Origin of the sequence: Chryseobacterium daecheongense (assembly GCF_003729955.1) — a bacterium.
Taxonomy (GTDB): Bacteria; Bacteroidota; Bacteroidia; order Flavobacteriales; family Weeksellaceae; genus Chryseobacterium; species Chryseobacterium daecheongense.
In genome coordinates this window covers 472,281-498,336 of sequence record NZ_RJTX01000001.1, presented here as the reverse complement: position 1 = coordinate 498,336, position 26,056 = coordinate 472,281, and the positions used below count along the sequence as shown (strand labels likewise).

At 35.9% G+C, this 26,056-nt stretch carries 23 protein-coding genes; 13 read left to right on the top strand and 10 right to left on the bottom strand.

Features of this window, described 5'->3' with window-relative positions; translation table 11 throughout:
- Positions 1-78: 78 nt before the first annotated feature.
- The 4 genes from aroB to EGI05_RS02230 all read left to right on the top strand — a co-directional run bounded on the left by aroB (position 79) and on the right by EGI05_RS02230 (position 3,737).
- Positions 79-1,125: a 3-dehydroquinate synthase gene (gene aroB / locus EGI05_RS02245; RefSeq protein ID WP_123261442.1), complete on the top strand. Its 1,047-nt coding sequence runs from the start codon at positions 79-81 to the stop codon at positions 1,123-1,125.
- A 271-nt stretch (positions 1,126-1,396) separates the two neighbouring features.
- The gene (locus EGI05_RS02240; RefSeq protein ID WP_123261441.1) at positions 1,397-2,023 is read left to right on the top strand and encodes a porin family protein; all 627 of its coding nucleotides are present in this window, start codon (positions 1,397-1,399) and stop codon (positions 2,021-2,023) included.
- Positions 2,024-2,178: 155 nt separating this feature from the next.
- Positions 2,179-2,763 (top strand): porin family protein, encoded by a 585-nt coding sequence (locus EGI05_RS02235; protein WP_123261440.1) that lies wholly within the window; start codon positions 2,179-2,181, stop codon positions 2,761-2,763.
- 254 nt (positions 2,764-3,017) lie between these two features.
- Positions 3,018-3,737: a porin family protein gene (locus EGI05_RS02230; RefSeq protein ID WP_123261439.1), complete on the top strand. Its 720-nt coding sequence runs from the start codon at positions 3,018-3,020 to the stop codon at positions 3,735-3,737.
- A gap of 73 nt (positions 3,738-3,810) precedes the next feature.
- Here EGI05_RS02230 and EGI05_RS02225 read toward each other — a convergent pair whose 3' ends face one another.
- From EGI05_RS02225 to EGI05_RS02200, 6 genes are all read right to left on the bottom strand, one after another.
- Positions 3,811-4,758, bottom strand: coding sequence for a glycerophosphodiester phosphodiesterase family protein (locus EGI05_RS02225; protein WP_123261438.1), 948 nt, complete (start codon positions 4,756-4,758; stop codon positions 3,811-3,813).
- A 236-nt stretch (positions 4,759-4,994) separates the two neighbouring features.
- Positions 4,995-6,491 carry an amidophosphoribosyltransferase gene (gene purF, locus EGI05_RS02220; RefSeq protein ID WP_123261437.1) on the bottom strand — a complete coding sequence of 499 codons (1,497 nt, stop codon included), beginning with the start codon at positions 6,489-6,491 and terminating at the stop codon, positions 4,995-4,997.
- Positions 6,492-6,604: 113 nt separating this feature from the next.
- Positions 6,605-7,327 carry a phosphoribosylaminoimidazolesuccinocarboxamide synthase gene (purC, locus tag EGI05_RS02215; RefSeq protein WP_123261436.1) on the bottom strand — a complete coding sequence of 241 codons (723 nt, stop codon included), beginning with the start codon at positions 7,325-7,327 and terminating at the stop codon, positions 6,605-6,607.
- Positions 7,328-7,363: 36 nt separating this feature from the next.
- Positions 7,364-8,059: a DUF3307 domain-containing protein gene (locus EGI05_RS02210; RefSeq protein ID WP_123261435.1), complete on the bottom strand. Its 696-nt coding sequence runs from the start codon at positions 8,057-8,059 to the stop codon at positions 7,364-7,366.
- A gap of 2 nt (positions 8,060-8,061) precedes the next feature.
- Positions 8,062-8,667: a SatD family protein gene (locus EGI05_RS02205; RefSeq protein WP_123261434.1), complete on the bottom strand. Its 606-nt coding sequence runs from the start codon at positions 8,665-8,667 to the stop codon at positions 8,062-8,064.
- A gap of 140 nt (positions 8,668-8,807) precedes the next feature.
- Positions 8,808-10,676 carry an endonuclease gene (locus EGI05_RS02200; RefSeq protein WP_123261433.1) on the bottom strand — a complete coding sequence of 623 codons (1,869 nt, stop codon included), beginning with the start codon at positions 10,674-10,676 and terminating at the stop codon, positions 8,808-8,810.
- 189 nt (positions 10,677-10,865) lie between these two features.
- Here EGI05_RS02200 and EGI05_RS02195 point away from each other — a divergent pair, with 189 nt between their 5' ends.
- From EGI05_RS02195 to EGI05_RS02165, 7 genes are all read left to right on the top strand, one after another.
- Positions 10,866-12,005, top strand: a complete 1,140-nt coding sequence (locus EGI05_RS02195) for an acyl-CoA dehydrogenase family protein (protein WP_123262548.1) — start codon at positions 10,866-10,868, stop codon at positions 12,003-12,005.
- Between the two features lie 27 nt (positions 12,006-12,032).
- Entirely contained in the window at positions 12,033-12,530 is a 498-nt protein-coding gene (locus EGI05_RS02190) for a DinB family protein (protein ID WP_123261432.1), read from the top strand.
- 203 nt (positions 12,531-12,733) lie between these two features.
- Positions 12,734-15,664, top strand: a complete 2,931-nt coding sequence (locus EGI05_RS02185; RefSeq protein ID WP_123261431.1) for a reprolysin-like metallopeptidase — start codon at positions 12,734-12,736, stop codon at positions 15,662-15,664.
- A gap of 173 nt (positions 15,665-15,837) precedes the next feature.
- Complete coding sequence (locus EGI05_RS02180; protein ID WP_123261430.1) at positions 15,838-16,305, top strand: pyrophosphohydrolase domain-containing protein; 468 nt, start codon at positions 15,838-15,840, stop codon at positions 16,303-16,305.
- A gap of 1 nt (position 16,306) precedes the next feature.
- Entirely contained in the window at positions 16,307-16,873 is a 567-nt protein-coding gene (locus tag EGI05_RS02175) for a TlpA family protein disulfide reductase (RefSeq protein WP_123261429.1), read from the top strand.
- Between the two features lie 2 nt (positions 16,874-16,875).
- Positions 16,876-17,481, top strand: a complete 606-nt coding sequence (locus EGI05_RS02170) for a DUF4230 domain-containing protein (protein ID WP_123261428.1) — start codon at positions 16,876-16,878, stop codon at positions 17,479-17,481.
- A 12-nt stretch (positions 17,482-17,493) separates the two neighbouring features.
- Positions 17,494-17,679 carry a hypothetical protein gene (locus EGI05_RS02165; protein ID WP_123261427.1) on the top strand — a complete coding sequence of 62 codons (186 nt, stop codon included), beginning with the start codon at positions 17,494-17,496 and terminating at the stop codon, positions 17,677-17,679.
- Between the two features lie 128 nt (positions 17,680-17,807).
- On the opposite strand, the gene leuB is transcribed toward EGI05_RS02165, so the two are convergent.
- From leuB to EGI05_RS02145, 4 genes are all read right to left on the bottom strand, one after another.
- Positions 17,808-18,932: a 3-isopropylmalate dehydrogenase gene (leuB, locus tag EGI05_RS02160; RefSeq protein ID WP_123261426.1), complete on the bottom strand. Its 1,125-nt coding sequence runs from the start codon at positions 18,930-18,932 to the stop codon at positions 17,808-17,810.
- A complete protein-coding gene (gene leuD, locus EGI05_RS02155) occupies positions 18,925-19,521 on the bottom strand; it encodes a 3-isopropylmalate dehydratase small subunit (RefSeq protein ID WP_123261425.1) in 597 nt (198 codons plus the stop codon). Before leuD ends, leuB begins: the two co-directional genes overlap by 8 nt.
- A 100-nt stretch (positions 19,522-19,621) precedes the next feature.
- A complete protein-coding gene (gene leuC / locus EGI05_RS02150) occupies positions 19,622-21,004 on the bottom strand; it encodes a 3-isopropylmalate dehydratase large subunit (RefSeq protein ID WP_123261424.1) in 1,383 nt (460 codons plus the stop codon).
- A gap of 18 nt (positions 21,005-21,022) precedes the next feature.
- Positions 21,023-22,186, bottom strand: a complete 1,164-nt coding sequence (locus tag EGI05_RS02145; RefSeq protein ID WP_123261423.1) for a 2-isopropylmalate synthase — start codon at positions 22,184-22,186, stop codon at positions 21,023-21,025.
- A gap of 147 nt (positions 22,187-22,333) precedes the next feature.
- Here EGI05_RS02145 and EGI05_RS02140 point away from each other — a divergent pair, with 147 nt between their 5' ends.
- Complete coding sequence (locus EGI05_RS02140) at positions 22,334-23,878, top strand: hypothetical protein (protein ID WP_123261422.1); 1,545 nt, start codon at positions 22,334-22,336, stop codon at positions 23,876-23,878.
- Positions 23,879-24,039: 161 nt separating this feature from the next.
- Positions 24,040-25,959 (top strand): threonine--tRNA ligase, encoded by a 1,920-nt coding sequence (gene thrS, locus EGI05_RS02135; RefSeq protein WP_123261421.1) that lies wholly within the window; start codon positions 24,040-24,042, stop codon positions 25,957-25,959.
- Positions 25,960-26,056 lie beyond the last annotated feature (97 nt).

Below are 26,056 nucleotides of genomic sequence, written 5' to 3'. Positions count from 1 at the left end.
AATTTAGTTACGAGTTAAAAATTAAGAATCATAACTTTGCACAATAGTTTTACTATTAATCTTATAGAAATTCCAAAAATGATAACATTATTAAACGATAATTTCTCTCAGTTAAACGATTTCCTTCATGGAAAAACATTCAGCAAAATTTTCATTCTTGTAGATGAAAACACGCATGAATACTGTCTTCCTACGCTATTAGGCAATATGGAAACCGATTTAACTTTTGAAATTCTGGAGATTGAAGCCGGAGAAGAAATGAAGAATATCCAGACGGCCAATCAGCTTTGGGAAATTTTGACGGAAATGCAGGCGGACAGAAAAGCTTTGATGATTAACCTTGGCGGTGGGGTCATTACAGATATGGGAGGCTTTGTAGCTTCTACCTATAAAAGAGGTATTCCTTTCATCAATATTCCCACTACACTATTATCTATGTGTGATGCATCCATTGGTGGTAAAACAGGGATTGATCTGATGCATTATAAGAATATGGTAGGAACTTTCACGTTCCCGGAACAGATATTTGTATATCCTGAATTCTTGCAGACCCTACCTTTCAAAGAATTAAGAAGCGGTTTTGCAGAAATGCTGAAGCATGGCTTGATTGCGGATGAAAAGCATTGGAATAATCTTATTCAGATTCATAAATTGGATGTGGAAGCTGTAATTCCTCATATCCAGACCTCAATGGATATTAAACAAAATGTGGTTGAAAAAGATTTTCATGAGAAGAATCTCAGAAAGACCCTGAATTTCGGGCATACGATAGGTCATGCTATTGAAAGCTTATGCCTGGAGCAAGGGAATCCTATTCTGCATGGTGAAGCGGTTGCAGCCGGTATGATCTGTGAAGCCCATTTATCTTATCTTGAAAGAATTCTTTCTAAAGAGGATTCTGAAATCATTATTGAAAACATCAGGAGATATTATCCTTATTTAGACATTACCGATTTTAAAAATGAAGATATCTGTGCCTTATTATTAAATGATAAGAAAAACACGGATAGTAAAATCAATTTTTCATTGCTTTCAGGAATTGGTTCTTGTCTATATGATCATCAAAGCAGTCAGGAAAATATCTTACAATCGCTTGAATTTTATAGAAAATTGAATGATTTCTAATAATTAGTCCAATTTTTCTCTCTTAATTTTTTAAAATTTTTAACAAAATTGTCAATTTAGATTATTTCTAAACAAATGTTTAATTGGTTTTTAAAATATTGATTATCAATTATTTAATTTTTAACTGCTTTTAAAAGTTGATTATAATCATAATGTTTTTTTGTACCATTCCCCACTTTGGCAAACAATTTGAAATATAGTCTTCGTCAAAAATGAAATTGACAGTAGTAAAATTTAAAATTAGAAATAGTAAATATTAAAAAATTAGGTTATGAAAAAGTTAATTTTAGGATTAGCAGTAACAGCAAGCTCATTAGCATTTGCACAAACTACAAAATCATCTTCTCCGGTTGCTTTCGGTATTAAAGCGGGAATGAACGTATCTTCTTTATCTAAAGACGAAGGTTTAGATGATCAAAAATCAAAAATCGGATTCAACGGGGGTGTATTTGCTAATATTCCAGTTGCTAGCTCATTCAGCGTTCAGCCAGAGTTATTATATTCTCAATATGGTAGCAAAGCTGAGTATACAATATTAGGAGATAAATATTCTTCTTCAACTAACTTGGATTATCTTACAGTACCTGTAATGTTCCAATACAATGCACTTCCAAACCTTTATTTAGAAGCTGGTCCGGAATTCGGATTCATGCTAAGTGCAAAAAACAAAGTTAAAAATGAAACAACAGGTAACTCTTCTACTACAGAAGATTTCAAAGATGATTTAAATACCTTTAACTTTGGTATCGGTTTAGGAGCTGGATATTACTTTACTCCAAACATTGGTCTTACTGCAAGATATGTAGCAGGTCTTACAGATATTGCTAAAGACAGACCAAGCGGTTCTGACGCAGTAAAAAACAATGTATTCCAAGTTGGATTAGCATTTAAATTCTAAGAAAAAATTTATTGAAGTAGTAAATTAAATAATTAGTAAAGCCGGATTTATAGTCCGGCTTTTATTTTTTTTAGTGTTTTTTACGGTTTGGCAAGGAATTTGCCCCGACGTGTATGATAATTAAACAAATCAAGTAATAATTAAAAAAATTAACCATGAAAAAAGTATTATTAGGGGTAGCCTTAGTAGCAGGCTCATTGGCATTCGCGCAAACATCAACATCTTCTTCTTCTCCGGTATCTTTCGGATTAAAGGCGGGTCTTAATGTTTCTACCATTTCAGGAGATGATTCTAAAGCAAAAGCAGGATTTTACGGAGGTGCCTTCGCTAATATTCCGGTTGCTAGTTCATTCAGCGTACAACCAGAAGTTTTATACAACGGTGTAGGAGCAAAAGCAGACGGAATGGAAGACTTAAAAGTAAATTTAAGCTATATCTCTGTTCCTGTAATGTTCCAGTACAATGCGCTTCCCAATTTTTACCTTGAAGCAGGACCTCAATTCAGCTTCCTGATCGATTCTAAATTCAAATATCAGAATGTATCTGTAGATGGAAAAGATTATGTGAAAGGATTCGATTTTGGTATCGGTTTAGGTGCAGGGTATTATTTTACTCCTAATATCGGTATTACAGCAAGATATGTTGCTGGTGTTACTGATATTGCTAAAGAAACTAACGGAATCCAGGCTGAAGGAAAAAATAATGTTTTCCAGGTAGGATTAGCCTATAAGTTCAAGTAACAAATTTTGATTTCAATAGAAAAGGTCAGGTTTATTTTTAAATCTGACCTTTTCATTTATGGCTGTTTGGCACATTCTTTTTTACAGCTTTTTTTGTTTCCTAAGATATATTGCTTCAAATTTAGACGCTTAAATTGGTGTTTAAATATTTGATTTTCAATTATTTGTATTTTTGGCAAGCATTTTGCAAAATAATTCAAGTCTTATTGAAAAATAAGGCATGAAGTTTAAGTAGTAAATTAAAAAACAAAATTATGAAGAAGTTATTTCTAGGACTAGCAATAGTCACTGGGTCTCTAGCATTTGCTCAGGAAACAAAAAACACTGTAACCAACCCACTTGTTAACAAAGGAACCGACCCTGTAAAATTTGGAATCAAAGCTGGTGGTAATGCCGCCTCATTCAGCGAGCAGGAGTTGAGTACCAAGAACCAGAAACTCGGATTTCATGCCGGAGTTCTTGTGAATATCCCGCTTTCTCAAAAATTCAGCCTTCAACCCGAAGTATTATACAATGAATTAGGCGCGAGAAGCGTAATCTCCTCTTCAGAGGTAACAACGGGTTCAACAACTGTGAAAAAACAGGATGAATACAAAGCATCTCTAAATTACATCTCAGTTCCTTTAATGCTTCAGATGAAGCCTGCCAAGAATTTTTACATTGAAGCAGGACCGGAATTCAGTTACTTCCTGAATGGTAAAAACAAAGGGGAAAGTACTATTGCAACTACTACCGGAGGGGTTACTACCACTCAGACGGAGTCTTATTCGGAAGATATTGACAAAGATGCAATTAAAAAGTTTAATATCGGGTTAGGTCTGGGACTTGGATATGATTTTACTCCTAATGTAGGGATCAATGCAAGATATGTGAATAGTTTAACACATGTTGCTAATAATTCCGGGGTAGCTGAAGAAGCTAAAAATATCAATACCAACAGGGTTTTCCAGTTAGGATTGAATTATAAGTTTTAAAACCAATTTTTAACTTTAAAATGCTTTATGCATTATTGACCGGAATTAATTTCCGGTCATTTTTGTTTGTTAATCATTCAAATATTCTGGGATCATCACTGATTACTCCATCTATTCCCATCTTTTTTAATTCCTGTAATCTTTCTTTAGTATTAACGGTCCAGGGAATCACTTTCATTCCTAATGCATGACATTTTTGTACAAGCTCCGGTGTGACAAGATTCTGTTCAGGACTATAAATCGTAGGAATAAAGCTTAGAAATTTCATATCTCCTGCTACACCGTTAAGATGGTCAGGATAGAGTTTGAATTTCTCAACAGGTATATTTTTGAAATAAGCACGCTGTTGTTCTATTTTTTGATCATCTACTTTTTCTACCAGCAAAGCGGTCTTTATATTGGGATATTCTGTATGAATGATTTCAAGCGTTCGGGGATCAAAAGACTGGACAATCACACGGTCCTGAATTCCTTTTTGTATAATAATTTTCATCATCAGATCAACAAATTCCTTTGGTTCGGGATGAAAGATGTTATCTGAAAACGGGCGTGTTTTAGTTTCTATATTGTAAAAAGGCAAAGGTCTTTTCAATTTACGTGCATATTTTTCACAGGCATCTATGACGTCCGAAAAAAGTGGTTTATGGACCTTCATCTTTTTCTGATCGGGGTAATTATTCAATTTTTTTAACCCTACATCAAAGGTTCGAATCTTGGCATAAGGCATTTCGTAAATTTTATAGTAAAATCCGGAATCCTTAGGGATATAAGTGCCGTTGGGTTTTGTAATTAATTCTGGAGAAAGAAAAGCATCATGTGAGAGAATCACTTTTTTATCTTTTGTAATGGCCAAATCCATTTCCAGTGTGGTAACATCCATTTTTAAAGCATTCTTCATGGCCGGAATGGTATTTTCTGGATATAAGGATTTCCCGCCACGGTGTGCCTGTTTATCGAAAGACTGAGCAGAATACAGTTGAGTAAACAGCATCAAAAGACCTGTAAAAAGCATATTTTTCATACCTGAAATTTTAATCCACAAAATTAAAGTTCAGGTGTTTCCCTTATAATACAGGAATATTAAGCTTTTGCTACATTTTATCAGCTAAGTTTACTGTGGAATTGTACTATACAGATTCATTTTCTTTGTGTTTTATTTATTACTTTTATGGATGACCATAAGAATGTTTAAATAGACTATAATAAAAAAGACCAGACTCATAGCCTGACCTTTTTATTTTTATATTAATACAATGATTAATTGAATAGTTCTATCTCTTCTCCTTTTTCTACAGGATATTGTTCTGTAAAACATCCGAAACAGTGATTGGAAGATCCCAAAATCTCTTTTAAATTATCTGTGCTCAGGAATTCTAAAGAGTCTACGCCAAGATATTTTCTCAATTCTTCGGTAGACATATTCGCTGAAATAAGATCGTCTTTTGAAGGGGTATCAATTCCTAAATAACAAGGTGCAATAATTGGCGGAGAAACACTTCTGAAGTGAATTTCTTTTACGCCCGCATCTTTTAAGATTTTCACAAGCCTTTTTGAAGTAGTACCACGAACAATGGAATCATCAATGATCACTACTCTTTTATCTTTGATCTCGGAAATAATCGGGTTTAGTTTTAAGTTCACTACTCTTTCTCTCATTTCCTGGGTCGGAACGATGAAGCTTCTTCCGATATATCTGTTTTTGATCAGAACCGGGCGGAAAGGTATTCCTGAAGCTTTTGAGAAACCAATAGCTGCCGGAACTCCGGAATCCGGAACTCCAATCACCACATCTGCTTCTACCGGAGCCTGATGCCAGATTTTCTCTCCTGATTTTTCTCTGATTTCATATACGTTGATATTTTCCAGTGTAGAGTCAGGTCTTGCAAAATAAATATATTCGAAAGAACAAATTCTTTGCTTGCCTTTCTCATTCATCATGTAAGAATGTAATTTTCCGGGTTCGTTTTCATTGGTATAAATGATTTCTCCCGGTAAAATATCACGAACATATTGTGCTCCTACTGCATCCAACGCTACAGACTCGGAAGCCACTACATATGTTTTTTCATCAATAGCTCCTAACACCAATGGACGGATTCCGTTGAAGTCTCTGAATGCAAAGAATTTATTTCTCGTCATTCCCACTACGGAATAGGCACCCTGGATTTTCTCCATGGTTGCTTTAATTGCTCCACGAAGCCCTAAATCAAGATTTTTCTGGATCAATCTTAAAATAACCTCAGAATCGGAAGTGGCACGGAATACTACTCCTTCTGCTTCCAATTCTGCTTTTAATTCTTTTGCATTGGTAAGGTTACCGTTATGCGCTATAGAAAGTATGATCTGGTCATATTCGTTTTTAGCGAAGAATGGCTGGAAATTATACTTCTTTTTATCTCCTGCCGTCGTATAACGAGTGTGTCCGATTGCAGAATTTCCCATAAAAGCTTCAGGATCCTGGATCTCCTTATAAACATCTAAAACCAATCCTTCATCTTTCATATTGGTAATCCTTCCATCTTTTAAAACGGAAATACCACAAGCTTCCTGACCTCTGTGTTGTAAGGCAAAAAGACCGAATTGTGAAAGAGAAAACGTATCCACATCATTATCAGAATACATTCCGAAGATACCGCACTCTTCATTCGGAGCGTCCAGTCTTTCTTCTTCCTGCGTTCTGAAGAGATTTCTTCCGTACGGCTGGTTGTTAAACTGTTTTAAATATTCACTTTTATGAATGTCTAAACTTTTCATTTCTATTTTTTCTAAATATTAGATGTTAGATATTAGATGTTAGAATTTAGATATAGGTTTCAATATTATGTTAAATAGAAAAACGATAATTTCTAACTTCCATTTCTAAAATCTTATTTTTGAAGTAAATTTTTTAGTCTGTTATAAATTTCAACGTAAGCTTCAGTTACTTCTCCTAAATCTCTACGGAAACGGTCTTTATCAAGCTTCTTCATCGTATCTTTATCCCAAAGTCTGCAAGTATCCGGAGAAATTTCATCAGCAAGGATGATCTCACCATCCGAAGTTTTACCTAATTCAATTTTGAAATCTACCAGAATGATGTTAACCTTATCAAATAAATCGATCAAGATTTCATTTATATCAGAAGACAATTCATACATTTCATCAAGCTCCTCATAAGTAGCTGCTCCTAAGAAAACAGCATGGTGATCATTGATTAGCGGATCTCCCAATTCGTCTTTCTTATAGCAGATATCAAAAATAGTCACCGGAGATTTGATTCCTTCTTCTACTCCTAATCTTTGAGCCATGCTTCCTGCAGAATAGTTTCTTACAACCATTTCTAAAGGAATGATGGATACTTTTCTTACCAATTGCTCTCTTTCGTCTAATTTCTTGATGAAATGAGTTTTAATCCCTTTTTGATTCAAATATTCAAAAATAAGGGTGGTGATGGCGTTGTTCATTTCACCTTTCAGATCCACCTGTCCTTTTTTCTGAGCATTAAATGCTGTAGCATCGTCTTTGAAACGTACTATTACTTCATCAGGATTATCGGTAGCAAATACTTGTTTCGCTTTACCTTCGTACAACATTTCTTTCTTTTGACTCATAACTTTTACTTTTCTAAATTTATAGTTAGATTTATATTATTTAATTAAAATTCCCGTTAAAACAGCCAATCCAAAACTCAGAAGTGTCCCGATAAGCACATATTCCGTAAGTTTTCGTTGTTTGGCCTGTGCAAGGTCGCTGAATCTGAAAACGGATTTGGCAGCCACCATAAAACCTACTCCTTCCCAGTGATTCACCAGAATAAATGTGAATACTAATAAACGTTCTAAAATTCCTATATATTTTCCGGCACTTGTTAAAGATTCGGTCTGTAACTTATTAAGTTCCTCGGAAACGGGAGTCCAGGAGGATAACAATATTTTAATGAAAACTGAAGCAGGCGTTGTTAAGAATAATGCTGCTATAAAAATTTTCAGAAACTGCTGATCTTCAATGAAATTCAGATTAAATTCCTTATAATAGAATGAAATTCCCAGGATCACTAAAACATGCAGAAGCTGGTCTATAAAGAACCATCTTTTTTTAGTTTTTATATTTTGGAAACTAAGCTTCAGAGCATCGATGATGTAGTGAGATATTCCCACTACAAGAGCCACCCACCACAATTGGATATCCCAAAGGAAAATAAAACTTAACAGGGTGTGGATCAGAACATGAAAGTATAAATATTTACTTTTCAGCTTACGATTTTCCTTGTCTGCAACCCATGAATTTGGCTGAAGTATGAAATCTCCGAGTAAATGTGCCAATATGAGTTTAGTGAAAATCATGCTTACAGTTCTGAAATCTTCTTTTTAAAATATTGATTGGTTTCTACGATAAGATCATAATTGGCACGTTTCAATCTCTGGCTTACAGAAGATTGTGAAATGGCAAATTTCTTAGCCAGATCTTCCTGGGTGATGTCTTTCTTCATGATCATTTCGTGAATGATCTCCGCCGTAGCCATGGTCCAGTTATCAAAGTCTTTGGAAGACCATTTCAAAAGAATATTAAGATCTCTGTCTACAGTGTCGTTGGTTGTTTTGATAGCAACCGTATGTCCGTCATTTTTAAGGTCATTCAATAATCGTCCTGAATTCACATAAGCTGTACCGTTGGATTCTGTAATTTTTTCGGATGAAAAGTTTTCTTCACCGATGCCAATAGCAATGCGTACATCTAGATTTTCCTGGCTTTTTATAAGGGATTTTATGGCTAAGAAATGCCAGAAGACATCATCAATTTTGCATTTCAACTGAAATTCGTCTCCTCTGTAGATTTCCCATGCGAGCGGTGAGCTTCCCCAATTTTCCAGAAGATTCTTTAGTCTGGTAATCCAAACCTCCGTGTCCGCATGTTGTGAATTTATAATATCTCCGGTAATGACCGCTATCATTTTGCAAATATAAGCATAAATACTTATAAATAAAAGATATAAGCAGAAACACTTATAGATATTGATTATTAGTGAATCTGCTTATATCAATGATGTTTTTAAATCAGCATACAGAGCTGATAATCAAAGTTTTTTTTCTGTTATTTTTTAATGAACTGAAAAGTTTTTTCATCCAATTTCAACAGATACGTTCCGGTTTGTAAATTTTGAACAGGAATATTTTTCTTGTTTTTGAATGGGTTTTTCTCAATATAGATCGTTCTCCCAGAAAAATCAATTATTTGAGCCATTTTTATATCAGTGCCCTCACCTTTTACAAAAATATCTTCCTGCACTGGATTCGGGAATATGCTTATTTCTTTATGATCAGCCAGCATAATGTCCGATGTAGATAATACTCCTAAGTTTTGACAATAATTACTTGGATAGGAATCCCATTCTGTAATGCTGAAAGTAGTGGTAGGCTGGGTAACCGTATTTTTTCTATATAAAGAAACATTCCCCAAAACAGTGGAATTATTTTGTCCGCTTACTCCTATTGCATCCACAGTAGTGGATTTGTATCTCAGCTCCAGGTAATTGCTTCCTCCAAATGTCATTTGAGGGGCAGCTGTTACAAATCTAGCCTGATTAACAGTATAGCAGGTGAAATTAGCATTCGGATTTAATATTACTGCAGTTTCATTGTTTTGAATGAGACCTTCTAATTCATAAGGGTCCACAAAATAATAGCCTGATGATCCACCATTAAACTGAATGGACAGCCTGTAGTTATTAAGGTTCACCGGATGCCCAGTTCTGTTCGTAATTTCAATAGCTTTATTATTAGATGTTCCTTCCAGATATTTAGAGACCAAAATATCTTTTGCATATATATCGGAAGCTAATGTAGTTGTAGATACAGTATTACTGTCCGGAGAAAGTAAATATCCGTTATCATAAGCTTTTACCGTGAAATTATAAGCTGTAGACGGTGTAAGATGATCAATGCTTATGGAAGTACCTGAAGTGGCAGCTACCTGAACACCGTTTTGGTAAATTTTATAACCGATCACATCCATACTTGGGCTTGGAGTCCAACTTAATGTTGCAAAATACGCACTATTCTGTGTTACAGTTAAATTGGAAGGGATTTGTGGAGCAACAGCATCGGGTGTTTGTCCCCAAATCGCATTGACCCATGCCGGATTATCTATGAAAGGATTTCTGTTTTTCTGAAGAGCATATACAGCATTATTCCTGTCGATTTCTCTTTGAGAGACAGGATCCTGTGTGTGCCATTGGAGAAGCATGGCGATATAAGCCGGATCAAACGCCCTTTCTTCCGTACCATCCAGTGGATTGGTATCTGAAGCAGGATTGGCATTATTATTAAAATTGAAACTTCCTAATTTACCTTCATATCGTACCGCAAAATACAATAAGCTTCTTGCCACATCCCCTTTGAATTCATTAATAGGCTCATACACTCTTCCGGTGTAAGCATAGCCGGGAATGCCGCTGTTTCCTATTTTTGAAGTATTCGTAAAAGTGTAGTGAATGGTGGAATTGGAAATTCCATACGGATAATTGCTTCTCAGTTGATTAATTTTCCCATCTGTAGGTACAATATAAAATAAATCCGACATCATTGGGTAATTACTGTAAAACGTACTTTGCGGCATCATATGCTCTCTGTTCCATCCTTGTCCTTCCGCAGAAGCGCTTCCGATGATATTAGCCGTTGTATACTCATAAGCATCGGGCCCGGTAGGAATTTCAGAATAGATATCCAGTAATATGGTAGTATTTGACGCGCCATGATCATAATATTTATCCAGGTCCGTCTGATTATAATAATCGGTAAGATCTCCGTAATGCCAATTGATATTTTTCGCCGAAACAATATCATGAAGCTTAGCTTTCAGAACGTATCCGGTAAGTCCTGCTGTTCCATCATAATACCCTGCAGGAATCTGTGCAGCTATATAAGATGAAAATAGAATAATAGGAAATAGAATTTTTTTCATGCCTTAAAATTTGGGTGGCTAAAATAGTAAATTAATACACTCAAAGTTCTGAAAATTTTATTAAAAAATGATTAATTTTTATAATATAAAAATTTGATATTTAGTTTCTTGTGAATAATATCTTATGGCTGAAATAATTTTTTTTGCATTTCAGCAATTTGAGTATCTTTGGGAACTAACTATATCTATATGAATACAGAGACTATTGACAACATCAAAATGATAGCGGAAACGGCTAGAGAATTTGCTGAGAAGAATATCAGACCAAATATTATGGAATGGGACGAAAGCCAGACTTTTCCTAAAGATTTGTTTCACCAGTTAGGCGAAATGGGTTTTATGGGAATTGTTATCCCTGAAGAATATGGTGGTTCTGGTCTTGGTTATCATGAATATGTTGCCATTCTGGATGAAATTTCACAAGTAGACCCATCTATCGGGCTTTCTGTTGCTGCACATAACTCACTTTGCACCAATCATATTTATGAGTTCGGAAACGAAGAGCAGAGACATAAATGGCTTCCTCAATTAGCTTCCGGAAAAGTAATCGGAGCTTGGGGATTAACGGAGCATAATACAGGTTCAGATTCAGGAGGAATGTCTACTACTGCTGTAAGAGATGGTGATGAATGGATCATTAACGGAGCTAAAAACTTCATTACTCATGCTATTTCAGGAGATATTGCAGTGGTAATGACAAGAACAGGTGAGAAAGGAGCGAAAAACAATTCAACGGCTTTCGTTTTAGAAAAAGGAATGCCTGGTTTTACTTCCGGTAAAAAGGAAAATAAATTAGGAATGCGTGCTTCTGAGACGGCTGAATTGATCTTTGATAATGTAAGAGTACCTGATTCACATCGTTTAGGGGAAGTGGGAGAAGGTTTCAAGCAGGCTATGAAAATTTTGGACGGAGGTAGAATCTCTATCGCTGCTTTAAGTTTAGGGACAGCAAGAGGAGCTTACAAAGCCGCTTTAAAATATGCTAAAGAAAGACAGCAGTTTGGAAGACCTATTTCAGATTTTCAGGCCGTGAATTTCATGCTTGCTGACATGGCTACGGAAATTGATGCTGCAGAGCTGCTTATCCAAAGAGCCGCAACGTTGAAAAATGCTAAACAAAAAATGACAAGAGAAGGAGCTATGGCTAAATTATATGCTTCTGAAGCTTGTGTAAGAATTTCCAATAATGCTGTTCAGATTTTTGGAGGGTATGGATATACAAAAGACTTCCCTGCTGAGAAATATTACAGAGATTCTAAACTTTGTACGATTGGAGAAGGGACTTCTGAAATCCAGAGACTGGTGATCGGAAGAGATATCACAAAATAAAACTCAATTATTTCAAACACAATACAAATGATTAAACAAAGCCTTTTAGGTGAGTTTCTGCATGAAGCGGAAAACACCAGAAAAATTTTAAAAGCGATTCCCGACAACGCTTTAGAATGGAAACCTTCTGAAAAAAACTGGACAACAGGCCAATTGGCTTCCCACATTGCGGAATTATATAACTGGTACGACTCCACTTTCAATCAGGATGTTTTTGACATGGGTTCTTATCAATATGATAAAGGAGACATTTCCAGAGCTGAAAATATTGTAGCCAAATTTGAAGAGAATGTTGCAAAAGCACAGAAAGTTCTTGAAAATTCTGATGAAAGCACTTACTTCAATGAATGGAAAATGGAAATGGATGGCAATGTACTATTCCCTCCTATGCCAAAAATTCAGGTTATCCGTGGCTTTTTGTATAATCATTTATACCATCACAGAGGTGAGTTGGTGGTTTACCTGAGATCTACCGGAAACAAAGTTCCAGGTCTTTATGGACCGACTGCCGATGATAAGATGTAATTTTTAGAATTATTTTTCAAATCAATAATAGCATACGTATTTTGCGTATGCTATTTTCTTTTTTTGATACAATAGCTTTTATGTATTATTCAATGTATTGCATACTATTTTAGATGAATTATCTAAATTTTTCTTAAAAAATTTTGTTTTTCGTTATACATTTTTTGTTAGCTTTGATATTCCATAATCAAACCATTATTTATATGAAAAAACAATTATCCATGATTGGAATGCTGTTGATTACAGGCATTTCATTCGCGCAGACAGATCGTCTTTGGTCTGAAGGTACCCAAAAAACATCTTCAGAAATCTTTGAAAACAAAACCAACATCAATGATCCTAAAATCTACAAACTTGATTTTAACGGATTGAAAAATGCTCTCGCCAGAGCGCCTAAAAGATTAGCAGCAGGGGAAAAATCAGAAATTATTATTTCTTTCCCGAATTCAGAAGGAAGAATGGAAAACTTTAAAGTACGAGAAAATTCCAATTTCGAACCTGAACTGGCTGCCAAATATCCGGACATCAAATCTTATGTAGGTGAAGGTCTGGAAAATTCCAATTCTACTATTTATTTCAGTATTTCACCATTAGGACTTTCTTCTATGGAGATCTACGGAGATAAATCTGCTGTTTTTATCGAACCATATACTAAAGATTTGTCATCTTATGTGGTCTATAAAAAATCAGATAAAAAAGATAATCTTAACAAATTTGAATGTACAGTTATTGATGTTGCCCAAAAAGGAGTAACTAACAGTAACATTATGGCAAGACCTAATGCAGATGATGCTTTATTAAGAACTTTCAGATTAGCACTTTCCTGTACAGGTGAATATGCTACCTATTTTGGCGGAACCAAAGCACAGGCATTAGCGGCAATGAATAATACAATGACCCGTGTGAACGGTGTATTTGAAAAAGATTTCGCTTCCAGAATGGTTCTTATCGCCAATAATGATGCTGTCATCTATACCAACGCATCAACAGATCCATATTCCCCGGCTTCGAGTATGAGTAACTGGAATTCCCAGCTTCAATCTACCTTGACTTCGGTTATCGGAGAAGCCAATTATGATATAGGTCACCTGTTCGGAGCTTCTGGTGGTGGTGGAAATGCAGGCTGTATAGGCTGTATCTGCACCAATGGTTCAAAAGGAAGCGGTTATACTTCACCGGCGGATGCCATTCCTTCAGGAGATAATTTTGATATTGATTATGTAGCTCACGAAATGGGGCACCAATTCGGAGGAAATCATACATTCTCAATGAATAATGAAGGTACAGGTGTAAATATGGAACCAGGTTCCGGATCCACGATCATGGGATATGCGGGAATTACAAGCCAGGATATTCAGCCTCACTCAGATGCGTTCTTCCATGCAGTAAGTATTCAGCAGATCACCAATAATATTAAAGCTAAAACATGTTCTGTAAACACTGCTACAGGAAACTCAATTCCAACAGCAAATGCAGGACTAGATTATACTATTCCGAAAGGAACTCCATTTATGCTGACGGGAACAGGAACAGATGCTAATGGAGATTCTTTAACCTATATCTGGGAGCAGATGGATAACGCTTCTTCTTCCCAAACAGGAGCCAGCTCTGCGGCAAGTGCTACCAAAGCTTCCGGACCTACTTTCAGATCATGGACTCCAACTACATCTCCAACAAGATATTTCCCAAGAATGGCTTCGGTTTTAGCGGGTGCTACAACAACAGCCGGTTCGGAAATCACCGTAGAAGCCTTATCCAATGTAGCAAGAACGTTAAACTTCAGATTTACTGTTCGCGATAACAGAGCCGGAGGTTCTGGAAACAATTCAGATGATGCAGTGATCACTGTAAACGGGACTGCGGGACCTTTCAGCGTAAGCTCACAAAACTCAGCAACAACATATACTGGCGGAACTTCACAAACAGTTACCTGGAATGTAGCAGGAACTACAGCAAATGGTGTGAATGCAGCCAATGTAGATATTCTTTGGTCTACAGACAGCGGAAACACCTGGACTACCTTATTAGCAGGAACACCTAATGACGGAACTCAGGCCGTGACTATTCCAAATGTTTCTACTACAACAGGAAGAATCATGGTAAAAGGATCCAATCATATTTTCTTTGATGTAAATAATGCTAATATTACCGTAAATGCAGGTTCAGGCACAGATACAGTTGCTCCTACGGCTCCTACTCTTACAGCTTCGGGAACAACTTCTACAAGCACCAACCTTTCTTGGAGCGGAGCTACGGATAATGTAGGCGTAACAGGTTATGATGTGTACCAAGGTGCTTCATTAATAGGTTCTACAGCTTCTACTTCTTATACTGTAACTAGCTTAACCCCCTCAACTACCTACACTTTTACCGTTAAAGCAAAAGACGCAGCTGGAAATGTTTCTACAGCAAGTAACTCAGTAAATGTTACCACACTTGCCGGAACTACGGTGACCTATTGCTCTGCTGCGGCAACTAATACAGCAGATGAAAGAATCGGTAATGTGAAATTCGGAACCATCAACAATTCTTCTACCGGAACTGCAGGATATGAAGACTTTACTTCAGTTTCCACTAACGTAACCAGAGGATCGGCATATACCATTTCTGTGACTCCTACCTGGACTTCTACCGTTTATAGCGAGGCTTATTCCGTTTATATTGATTATAACGGAGATGGAGACTTCACAGACAGTGGAGAATTAGCATGGACTAAGGCCGGATCTACCACAACACCTGCAACAGGAAGCATTACTATCCCTGCAACAGCAACGGTAGGTACCACAAGAATGAGAGTAATGATGAAATACAGCAGTGCTCCTACTTCATCTTGCGGAACGTATACGTATGGTCAGGTGGAAGATTACACCCTTAATATAGTTTCTTCAGGCAAAGGAACAGATGTTTCTGATCCAAGAAATTTAATTACAGATATTAAACTATATCCAAACCCTGCAAGAGATATTCTTCATATATCAAATACAAATGCTGAAGAATATAAGATTTTCGATATGGGTGGAAAACTAATTAACTCAGGGAAACTTGAAAGAGGATCCGTAAATGTAAGCAATCTTATCAAAGGTGCTTATATGATCCAGATAGGTGAAAACACAAAACGATTTATTAAAAATTAATCATTTCTAAAATTAAACTATGTAAAGGCTGTCCGTAATGGGCAGTCTTTTTTATGAGTAATGGGTAATAATTGAGTCTAATATTTTACCTGAAAAATCATGAATACATTTTACACAGTACATTGTACAAAATTTATCATCAATCATTATATTTGCCTTTAAATAAAAATTTCATGGATAAAATTGACAGCCTGAACCAAGTAGCAGAATTCCATACTACTTTTAAAGCCCCTATTTTAGAGACACCACAAATCCCATCTCAGGAAAGATGCAACCTGAGAGTGGAACTTTTACAAGAAGAATTAAACGAATTAAAAAAAGCGATTGAAGATAAAGACATCATAGAGATTGCCGATGCACTTTGTGATCTTCAGTATGTTTTGAGCGGCGCGGTGCTTGAATTCGGACTTGGCAACAAATTTGTAGAGCTATTCAACGAAGTTCAGCGTTCCAATATGTCTAAAGCTTGCGATAATGAAGAACAGGCTAAGGAAACGGTAGAATTTTATAAAGAAAAAGAAGTAGAATCGTTTTATGAAAAATCCGGGGAAAAGTATAATGTATACAGACAAGCTGATCACAAGGTTTTGAAGAACAAATACTACTCTCCTGCCGATTTAAAAACAATTATTGAAAAATAGTATGAAAAAATTTATTACGAATATTGTTGTCATTTCCAGCCTGGCTTTAACGGCTCAGCAGTTCAATGCACAAAAAGTGGTGGTAAACCGCGAAGTTGAAACCCAAAGTGATGGTAAAATGCTTTTGGGACATCAACTGAAAGAGCAGTTTTTAAAAGCTCCTTACGCAGATTGGTATGTGAAAGAGCATGATGAATATGCATTGGATCAAAAAGCAATAGATCAGCTTAAAAAAGATAAAATCAATTCATATAATCTTATTGTATTTATGGGAACCTGGTGTGAAGACAGTCACAGGGATTTTCCAAGATTAATGAAGATTTTAGAAGAATTAAAGTATCCGGACAATAAATTAACCATTATAGCGGTTAACCGTAAAAAAGAGTCTCCAACCGGGGACGAAGGAAGATATAACATTCAGAAAGTTCCTACGATCATTGTTGAAAAATATGGTAAGGAAATCGGAAGAATTATTGAAATGCCTACAACAGGATACATTGAAAGAGACTTGGTGGATATCCTGAAAAAAGATGACCAATCTGTAATTAAAGAAATATTTAATAAATAGATTTGAGAAATTATAAGATAATCCTATCATTTATAGCAGGAGTTCTCGTCATGTTGCTCCTGTTTTTTGGTTTAAAATCATGTTTTAATTTTGGCGGTAAAACGGAGAAATCAGATTATTATATTCTGACCAACCAGATTTCCAAAATGAATAAAATGGTGGTGTTGGAGCAGAATATTTCCAGTATGCAAAAAACAAAGATGAGCTATGAATTTTTCGGAAACGAAATGACAAGTAATAGCATCATCACCTATACCAGAACCAATGCGCAGGTTTCTTATGATCTTAATAAAATGAAAATGGAAGTGGATTCCATTAACAAAAAGCTGATCATTACAGAATTACCTGATGCAGATATAAGAATTACACCAAGCGTGGAAATCCAATCGCTGGACGATTCCTTTTTCAACAGGGTTTCTGAAAAAGACATCAAAAATGTAACTCAGAAAGCTAAGGAAACAGCCATAAAATCTATTGACCAGAATAAGCTGAGAAATGAGGGGCGCCAACAATTAATGGAAAATCTCAATAATATTTTCGTTTTGGCAAAGGCTTTGAATTATACCATAGAAGATAAAACCGGCAAGCTCGGTATTTTAGGACTCTAAAAATATAAAGCTATGGATTCAAAAGGAACTCAAAAACAGAAGGACTCTGCCAACAGTGCGGAAACAAAAAAGCAAAACCAGGATTTCCCGAATATTCCTGCTTCTTCCAAAAAGACCAATCCTCCGGATATTGATAAAGAAGATGTTCAAAAATCTTCAAAAAATAAATCCGGCAAAACAGATAATACTGGAAAATAAAATAAAAATCCATCTTTCACAAGATGGATTTTTTATTATGAATAATCAATTATGAACTTGCTTCGCTGATATATTTTTATGGACTTTAAAAATTACCTATTGACCGCGAAGCAAAATTCACAATTGTCTTAGACTATTGTTGACTTCCCAATTTTTACATTTTCAAAATTGTAATAAGATTTTTCGGAATATTTGATGTAATCGGCAATGAAGCTCCCTACTTCACTGGTTGAATAATGCTGATCCGCATGAAGATCAATAGTTACGTATTTATTTTCAATAGCGTGTTCTACTGCTTCTCTTAATTTATTGGCGGCGTGACCCAAATGAAGATAATCAAGCATCATGGCCGTACTTAAAATAGAAGCGACCGGATTGGCGATTCCTTTTCCTTTTGCTTGCGGATATGAACCATGGATAGGCTCAAACAAAGCATTCTTTTCTCCAATGGATGCAGAAGGCAATAAACCAATAGAACCTCCTATTACACTGGCTTCATCAGAAATAATATCTCCAAACATATTTTCAGTAACGATCACGTCAAATTGTTTTGGATTAAGGATCAGCTGCATAGCTGCATTATCTACAAACATAAAATCAAGAGTGACATCCGGATATTCTGCTGCAATTTCTTTACAGATTTTTCTCCACAATCTTGAAGTATCCAAGACATTCGCTTTATCAATCAGTGTTAATTTTTTTCTGCGTTTCTGCGCTTCCTGAAAAGCCATATGTACAATGGGAATAATCTCTTCCCGGGTATATTTGCAATTATCATAAGCATATTGACCGTCTTCATCTGTAAATTTTTCCCCAAAATAAATTCCACTCACCAATTCTCTGAAAATCTGAATATCGGTTCCTTCAATAATTTCTTTTTTCAACGGGCTTTTTTCAATTAAAGAAGAATAGGTTTTCAAAGGTCTGATATTGGCAAAAAGGCCCAGTTCTTTCCGAAGCTTCAATAATCCCTGTTCCGGTCTTACCTTTGCATCCGGATTATTGTCAAAAGTAGGATCGCCAATAGCCCCGAAAAGTACGGCATCCGATTTTTTGCATATTTCCAATGTTTCATCAGGCAGAGGATGGCCTGTTTTATAAATCGCTTCAGCTCCTATCAAACCATAGTTGAATTCGAACTGATAGCCAAAACATTCAGCAATAGCATCTAAAATTTTAATACTTTCATGGACTACCTCCGGTCCTATTCCGTCTCCGGGAAGAACTGCTATTTTAAAATGATTTTTATTCATATACTTTTTGTGTTTTTAGTTCAAATTCTTGTATGGCCTGTTTTTTACTGATCAAAAAGTCAATATCATCATAACCGTTCATCAGACATATTTTTTTGTATGAATCGAGTTCGAAATTTTCGGACTTTTCATTAAAACTAATGGTCTGCTTTTCAACATCCACTATGATTTCATTTTCAGGATTGTCCGTAATACCTTTCAGAATCTCTTTTAAAAACTCTTCAGAGACTTTTACAGGTAACAATCCGTTGTTTAAAGCATTCCCTTTAAAAATATCAGCGAAAAAGCTTGAAACAACTACTTTGAAACCATAATCCGTCAAAGACCATGCCGCATGTTCCCTACTGCTTCCACATCCGAAATTATTTCCGGCCACCAGAATTTCTCCGGTATATTTGGTATTGTTTAAAACAAAATCAGGATTTGGTTCATTGGTGTGAACATTGTATCTCCAATCTCTGAAAAGATGGTTTCCAAACCCTTTTTTATCAATACTTTTTAAAAATCTTGCCGGAATAATCTGGTCTGTATCTATATTCTCAACCGGCAAAGGAATAGCACGGGATTTTATAATGACTAATTTTTGCATTATCTAGAAATATTATTAATTGTGAATGGTGAATTTTACTTCGTAAGTCAATAGTAATGAAACTGTAAAAATTTATATTTGACCTTGACTATTCACCTTCTTAGTTTTCAAGCACTGAAATTTTTCCTTCAATAGCAACTTTTGCTGCTGTTAATGGACTTGCAAGGATTGTTCTTGCACCTTGTCCCTGTCTTCCTTCAAAATTCCTGTTGGAAGTGGATACACAATATTCTCCTTCGGGAATTTTATCATCATTCATCGCTAAGCAAGCTGAACAACCTGGCTGTCTGATCTGAAAGCCCGCTTCATGGAAAATAGTATCCAGTCCTTCTTCATAAATCTGTTTTACTACCTGTTGAGAACCGGGAACAATCAAGGCATGAACGTGTTCCGATTTTCTTTTTCCTTTAATATATTGAGCTGCAGAACGGAAGTCTTCAATTCTGGCATTGGTACAGCTTCCTATAAATACGTAATTGACCGGAATATCAGAAAGAGCCTGGCCTGCTTTCAAGCCCATATATTGTAAGGCTTTTTCTTCAGAATCACTTTGGGGAACCGGAATATTCTCATGGATTGAAATCCCCATTCCCGGATTCGTTCCATAAGTGATCATTGGAAAAATTTCAGAAGCATCAAAAGAAAACTCTTTATGAAAAACAGCTTCTTCATCCGTCTTTAAAGATTTCCAGTATTCTAATTTTTCTTCCCATTCTTCTCCTTTTGGAGCATAAGTTTTTCCTTTAAGATATGCAAATGTGGTCTCATCCGGAGCAATCATTCCGCCTCTGGCTCCCATTTCGATGCTCATATTGCAGACCGTCATTCTTCCTTCCATGGACATTTCTTCAAAAACATTCCCTGCATATTCACAGAAATATCCTGTTCCACCATCCGTTCCGATTTTGGAAATGATATAAAGAATGACATCTTTAGGCTGAACATTTTTGTTCAGCTTTCCGTTTACCGTTATTCTCATGGATTTTGGCTTGTTCAGCAGCAAACATTGGCTCGCAAAAACCTGTGCCACCTGACTGGTACCGATACCAAAGGCAATGGCTCCAAAAGCACCATGTGTGGAAGTATGGCTGTCTCCGCAAACTATACTCATTCCCGGCTGTGTAATTCCTAATTCCGGAGCAATAATATGAACAATTCCCTGATAAGGATGTCCCAATCCGAAAAGTTCAATATTGTTTTTCCTGCAATTTTCCGTTAGCTGTTCTACTTGATTTCTGGAAGATATATCGCGAATAGGTTTATCCTGATCCCAAGTCGGAACATTGTGGTCTGCCGTCGCAACGATCTGTTTCGGCCGGAAAACTTCAAGATTTCTGGATTCCAGTTCGGCAAACGCCTGTGGGCTCGTTACCTCATGGATTAAATGTTGGTCTATGTATATAATTTGCGGTCCATCCGGAATAGCTTCCACTACATGGGCATCCCAGACTTTATCAAAAAGTGTCTTTTTATCGTTGTTCATTTAGATATATATTAAATCCTATCCTATTTTTCTGGTAACTTTTTCAATAATTGCGCTTAAATCGTCATTATTGACTTCTTTTTTGATATCCGCAATTTTTAAAAACTCCTGATATAAAAAGTCAAGCTCATTTTTAGTCACATCAAAACCAATATGCTTAAACCTGTAAGCTAATGCAGAACGTCCGCTTCTCGCGGTAAGAATAATAGATGAAGCATTTACGCCTACTTCTTCAGGATCTATAATTTCATAAGTTTCCCTGTTTTTAATGACTCCATCCTGATGGATTCCTGAACTATGGGCAAATGCATTAGCGCCCACAATAGCTTTGTTGGGCTGAACGGGCATTCCCATCAGATCAGACACCAAAACACTCATGGAATTGAGCATTTTGGTGTTGATGTCAGTATATAATTGTAATTGATTGTGCTGTCTGATAATCATCACAACCTCTTCCAAGGCTGTATTTCCTGCTCTCTCTCCTAATCCGTTAATAGTACATTCAATTTGTCTGGCTCCGTTCATCACTCCGGAAATGGAATTGGCAGTGGCTAACCCAAGATCGTTATGACAATGACAGGATAAGATGGCCTTATCAATACCTGTAACATTTTCCTTTAAGTATTTGATTTTCTTTCCATATTCCTCAGGGAGGCAATATCCTGTGGTATCCGGAATGTTAAGAACCGTTGCTCCGGCTTTGATCACTGCTTCACAAACTCTTGCCAGGTAATCATTATCCGTTCTTCCCGCATCTTCCGCATAAAATTCTACGTCCTCAACAAAAGTTTTAGCATATTTTACCGCCTGAACGGCCCGTTCTATAATGTCTTCCCTATTGGAATTGAATTTATATTTGATATGAGAATCCGAAGTTCCGATTCCTGTATGAATCCTTGGTTTTTTGGCAAATTTTAAAGCTTCTGCCGCTGTATCAATATCTTTTTGATTGGCCCTCGTCAATCCGCAGACTTTAGCATTTTTGATCAATTTTGAAATTTCCGAAACAGAATGAAAATCTCCGGGACTTGAAATCGGAAAACCGGCTTCAATAACATCCACGCCCAGTTCATCCAGTTTTTCTGCAATAATCAGTTTTTGTTCTGTATTCAGCTTACAACCCGGGACCTGCTCTCCATCTCGCAACGTCGTATCAAAAATTTCAATTTTTTCGGAATTCATAATGAAGTTTTTACTTAATTTTGATTCAAAACTAGATAGTTGAATTCTTTTTTCACATTCATTTCAGACGAAAATTACAATATTCAAACTAGCGGGAATTTGTTTTAACTAATTGATAATAAATATTTTAAATTTTAAAAATTTACAATGGCAGAATTGCAGAAAGATTTTTTATTTGTGTTGATCAAATCATTAACGACTTCCGAAAAACGGCAATTCAAGCTCTATGTAAATCGTTTGGGAATTAATGCGGACGCTAAATTTCTTCTTCTTTTTTCTGAAATGGATAAAATGAAGGAATATGAAGAAAACATTATTATTGATAAGAAAATCTCAACGAAACAACAGCTGTCAAACCTTAAAGCGCACCTTTACAAACAGATCCTTGTAAGCTTAAGGATGAATCCAATTCACCAGAATTATAGAATTCAATTAAGGGAACAGCTTGATTTTGCCAACATTTTATATCAAAAAGGATTATATAAACAGGCTTTAAAAATTCTGGATAAAACAAAGCAGACAGCACTGGAATTGGATGAAAAAAGTATCGCTTCGGAAATCATCAACCTTGAAAAAGTTATTGAATCGCAATTTATTACAAGGAGTATTGAAGGTCGTGCCGATGAGCTGATAGAGCAATCCAGAGAGATAAGTAAACAAAACCATTATGCTACTGAGTTATCCAATCTTTCATTGAAATTATATAGTGAGATGCTGACTCACGGTTACGTAAAAAACGATACCGACCGTGAGGAAGTGATGAAGATCTTTAATACTCAGATTAAAAACATCAAGCCTGAAAAACTGAATTTCACAGAAAAATTATGGTACTTCAAAGCTCATGTATGGAAAAACCAGCTTTTGCAGGAATATAAATATACGTTGAAATATGCCTATCAATGGGTGGATTTATTTTATAAGAATCCGGACATGATCATCAGTCATCCGGTATGGTATATCAAAGGAAATACTTACCTGCTGAAAATTCTTTTCCTTTATGGGAATATTGATATTTTGGAGGACAGTTTTGAGAAATTCAATCAAACTGTCAGTTCTTCAAGTTTCGCTCAAAATGAAAATGCACAATCGCTTGTTTTTCTTACTTATTATAATACATTAATGAACATTCACTTTGTGAAAGGTGAATTCTTTTCCGGAACAAAAATAATACCTGAAATTGAACTCAAAATGGAAAGGTTTAAGGACAAGATTGATGAGCATCATTTTATGATTCTTTACCTCAAAATGGCAGCCATGTTTTTTGGAAGTAAAAAATTTCATGAATCTATTGAATACTCCATGAAAGTAATTGAATCCAAAGGAAATGTGCAGGAAGATTTGCTCTTCCATACAAGGATTCTGATTCTTATGGCTGAATACGAATCGGGAATAGATGAAGATTATGATGATTTTATCAAAGCTACTTTGAAGTTTACCAAAAAGATGAAAAAGCCCGATGAATTCCATTTTGAAAGTATTAAGTTTTTCAAAAAACTGAATGATCTGACTCCGGATAAACAACAGGAATTATTCAAAGAATTTGATAAGAAGTTGGAACTTTTCTCTGAAAATGAGTACTATAGACGATCTTTGCTTTATATAGATATTCATGGTTGGGTAAAATCCAAAATAAGGAATGTAGATGTTATAGAAATCATTAAAGAAAAAGTAAAGTATAAGAGAAGGCAATAAGTTTATTTAATATCCTCATAATTAGATTTTTGATTATTTCTGAATGGCTATCATCCAAATTATCTGCTTTTAAGTATTAAATCTTATCTATACATCGTATTGATATAGTTTTTTAACTAAAAAATGCGTATTTTTGCATCTTAAAAATTTCTTAGTAAACAATGATAAAAATTACACTTCCAGACAATAGTGTCAGAGAATTCGAGGCAGGAGTTACTCCGCTAGATGTGGCAAAATCTATAAGCGAGGGATTGGCTAGAAATACCATTTCCGCAGTTGTAAACGACAAACAAGTTGAGACGACTACGCCTATCACCACGGATTCTACGGTACAATTATTGACATGGAATGATGATCTTGGAAAGAAAGCTTTCTGGCATTCTTCTGCCCACTTATTGGCGCAGGCTATCCTTGAATTTTATCCCAATGCTAAGTTGACAATTGGTCCTGCTATTGAAAGCGGGTTCTATTATGATGTAGATTTCGGTGACGAAAGTTTATCTGAAAAAGATTTCGAGAAAATTGAAAAGAAAGTATTGGAAAATGCTAAAAAAGGTTCGACTTTCTCATTATACCCTGTTTCTAAAGAAGAAGCATTAAAAGTATATGCAGACAATCCATATAAAGTTGAGTTGATCTCTAACCTTAATGATGGAGAAATCACTTTTGTCACTCATGATAACTTCACAGATTTATGTCGTGGAGGACATATTCCGAATACCAGTATTGTGAAGGCGATGAAGATTTTAAACGCAGCCGGAGCTTATTGGAGAGGTAATGAGAAAAATCCTCAATTGACAAGAGTTTATGGGATTTCTTTCCCTAAGCAGAAAGATCTTACCGAATATCTTGAAAGATTAGAGGAAGCTAAAAGAAGAGATCACAGAAAATTAGGTAAAGAACTGGGGATTTTTGCGTTCTCTGAAAAAGTAGGTGCAGGATTGCCATTATGGCTGCCAAAAGGTACTGCTTTAAGAAGAAAATTAGAGAACTTCCTTTCTGCTGCTCAGAAAAAAGGAGGATATGAATTCGTAATGTCACCGCACATCGGTGCCAAAGAATTGTATGTAACTTCCGGACACTGGGATAAATATGGTGCAGACAGCTTTCAGCCGATCAAAACTCCGAATGAAGGAGAAGAATTCATGCTGAAGCCAATGAACTGCCCTCACCACTGCGAAATCTACAAAACTTCACAATGGAGCTACAGGGATTTACCGAAAAGATATGCAGAATTTGGAACCGTATACAGATATGAACAGAGTGGAGAACTTCACGGATTAACAAGAGTTCGTGGATTTACTCAGGATGACGCTCACCTATTCTGTACTCCGGATCAGCTTTTAGGAGAATTTGAAGCCGTAATCGATCTTGTATTGTACGTTTTCAGATCTTTAGGTTTTGAAGATTTTGTTACTCAGGTTTCCTTGAGAGACCCTGAAAACAGAGATAAGTATATCGGTTCTGATGAGAACTGGGAAAAAGCGGAAAATGCCATCATTACCGCAGCAAAAAATAAAAATCTGACCACTGTTATTGAATATGGTGAGGCAGCATTCTACGGTCCTAAGTTAGATTTCATGGTGAAAGATGCTTTGGGTAGAAAATGGCAGCTGGGAACTATCCAGGTTGACTACAACCTGCCTGAAAGATTTGATCTTCATTATATCGGAAACGATAATGAAAAGCACAGACCGGTAATGATCCACAGAGCACCTTTCGGTTCTATGGAGCGTTTCATCGCCATTTTATTGGAGAATACTGCTGGAGATTTTCCATTATGGTTAAGTCCTGATCAGTTTATTATTCTTCCAATCAGTGAAAAATATGTAGATTATGCTAAAAAAGTTTCACAATTTTTAGAAAATCACGATATTAGCGGTCAGATTGACGACAGAAACGAGAAGACAGGGAAAAAGATCCGTGATGCAGAATTAAATAAGATTCCATTCATGCTGGTAGTAGGAGAAAATGAAGAAAACAATGGTACAATTTCTGTAAGAAGACGTGGTGAAGGAGATCTTGGAGCCATGAGCATGGAAGATTTTGTTTCCTATTTTAAGAAAGAGGCAGCCATATAAGACTGCCAATTAATGAGTTATTAACCAATAAAATATAATACAATAGCACAAAGATTTAACAACAGGGGCCCACAAAGACGTCCGGTACAAGAGGACG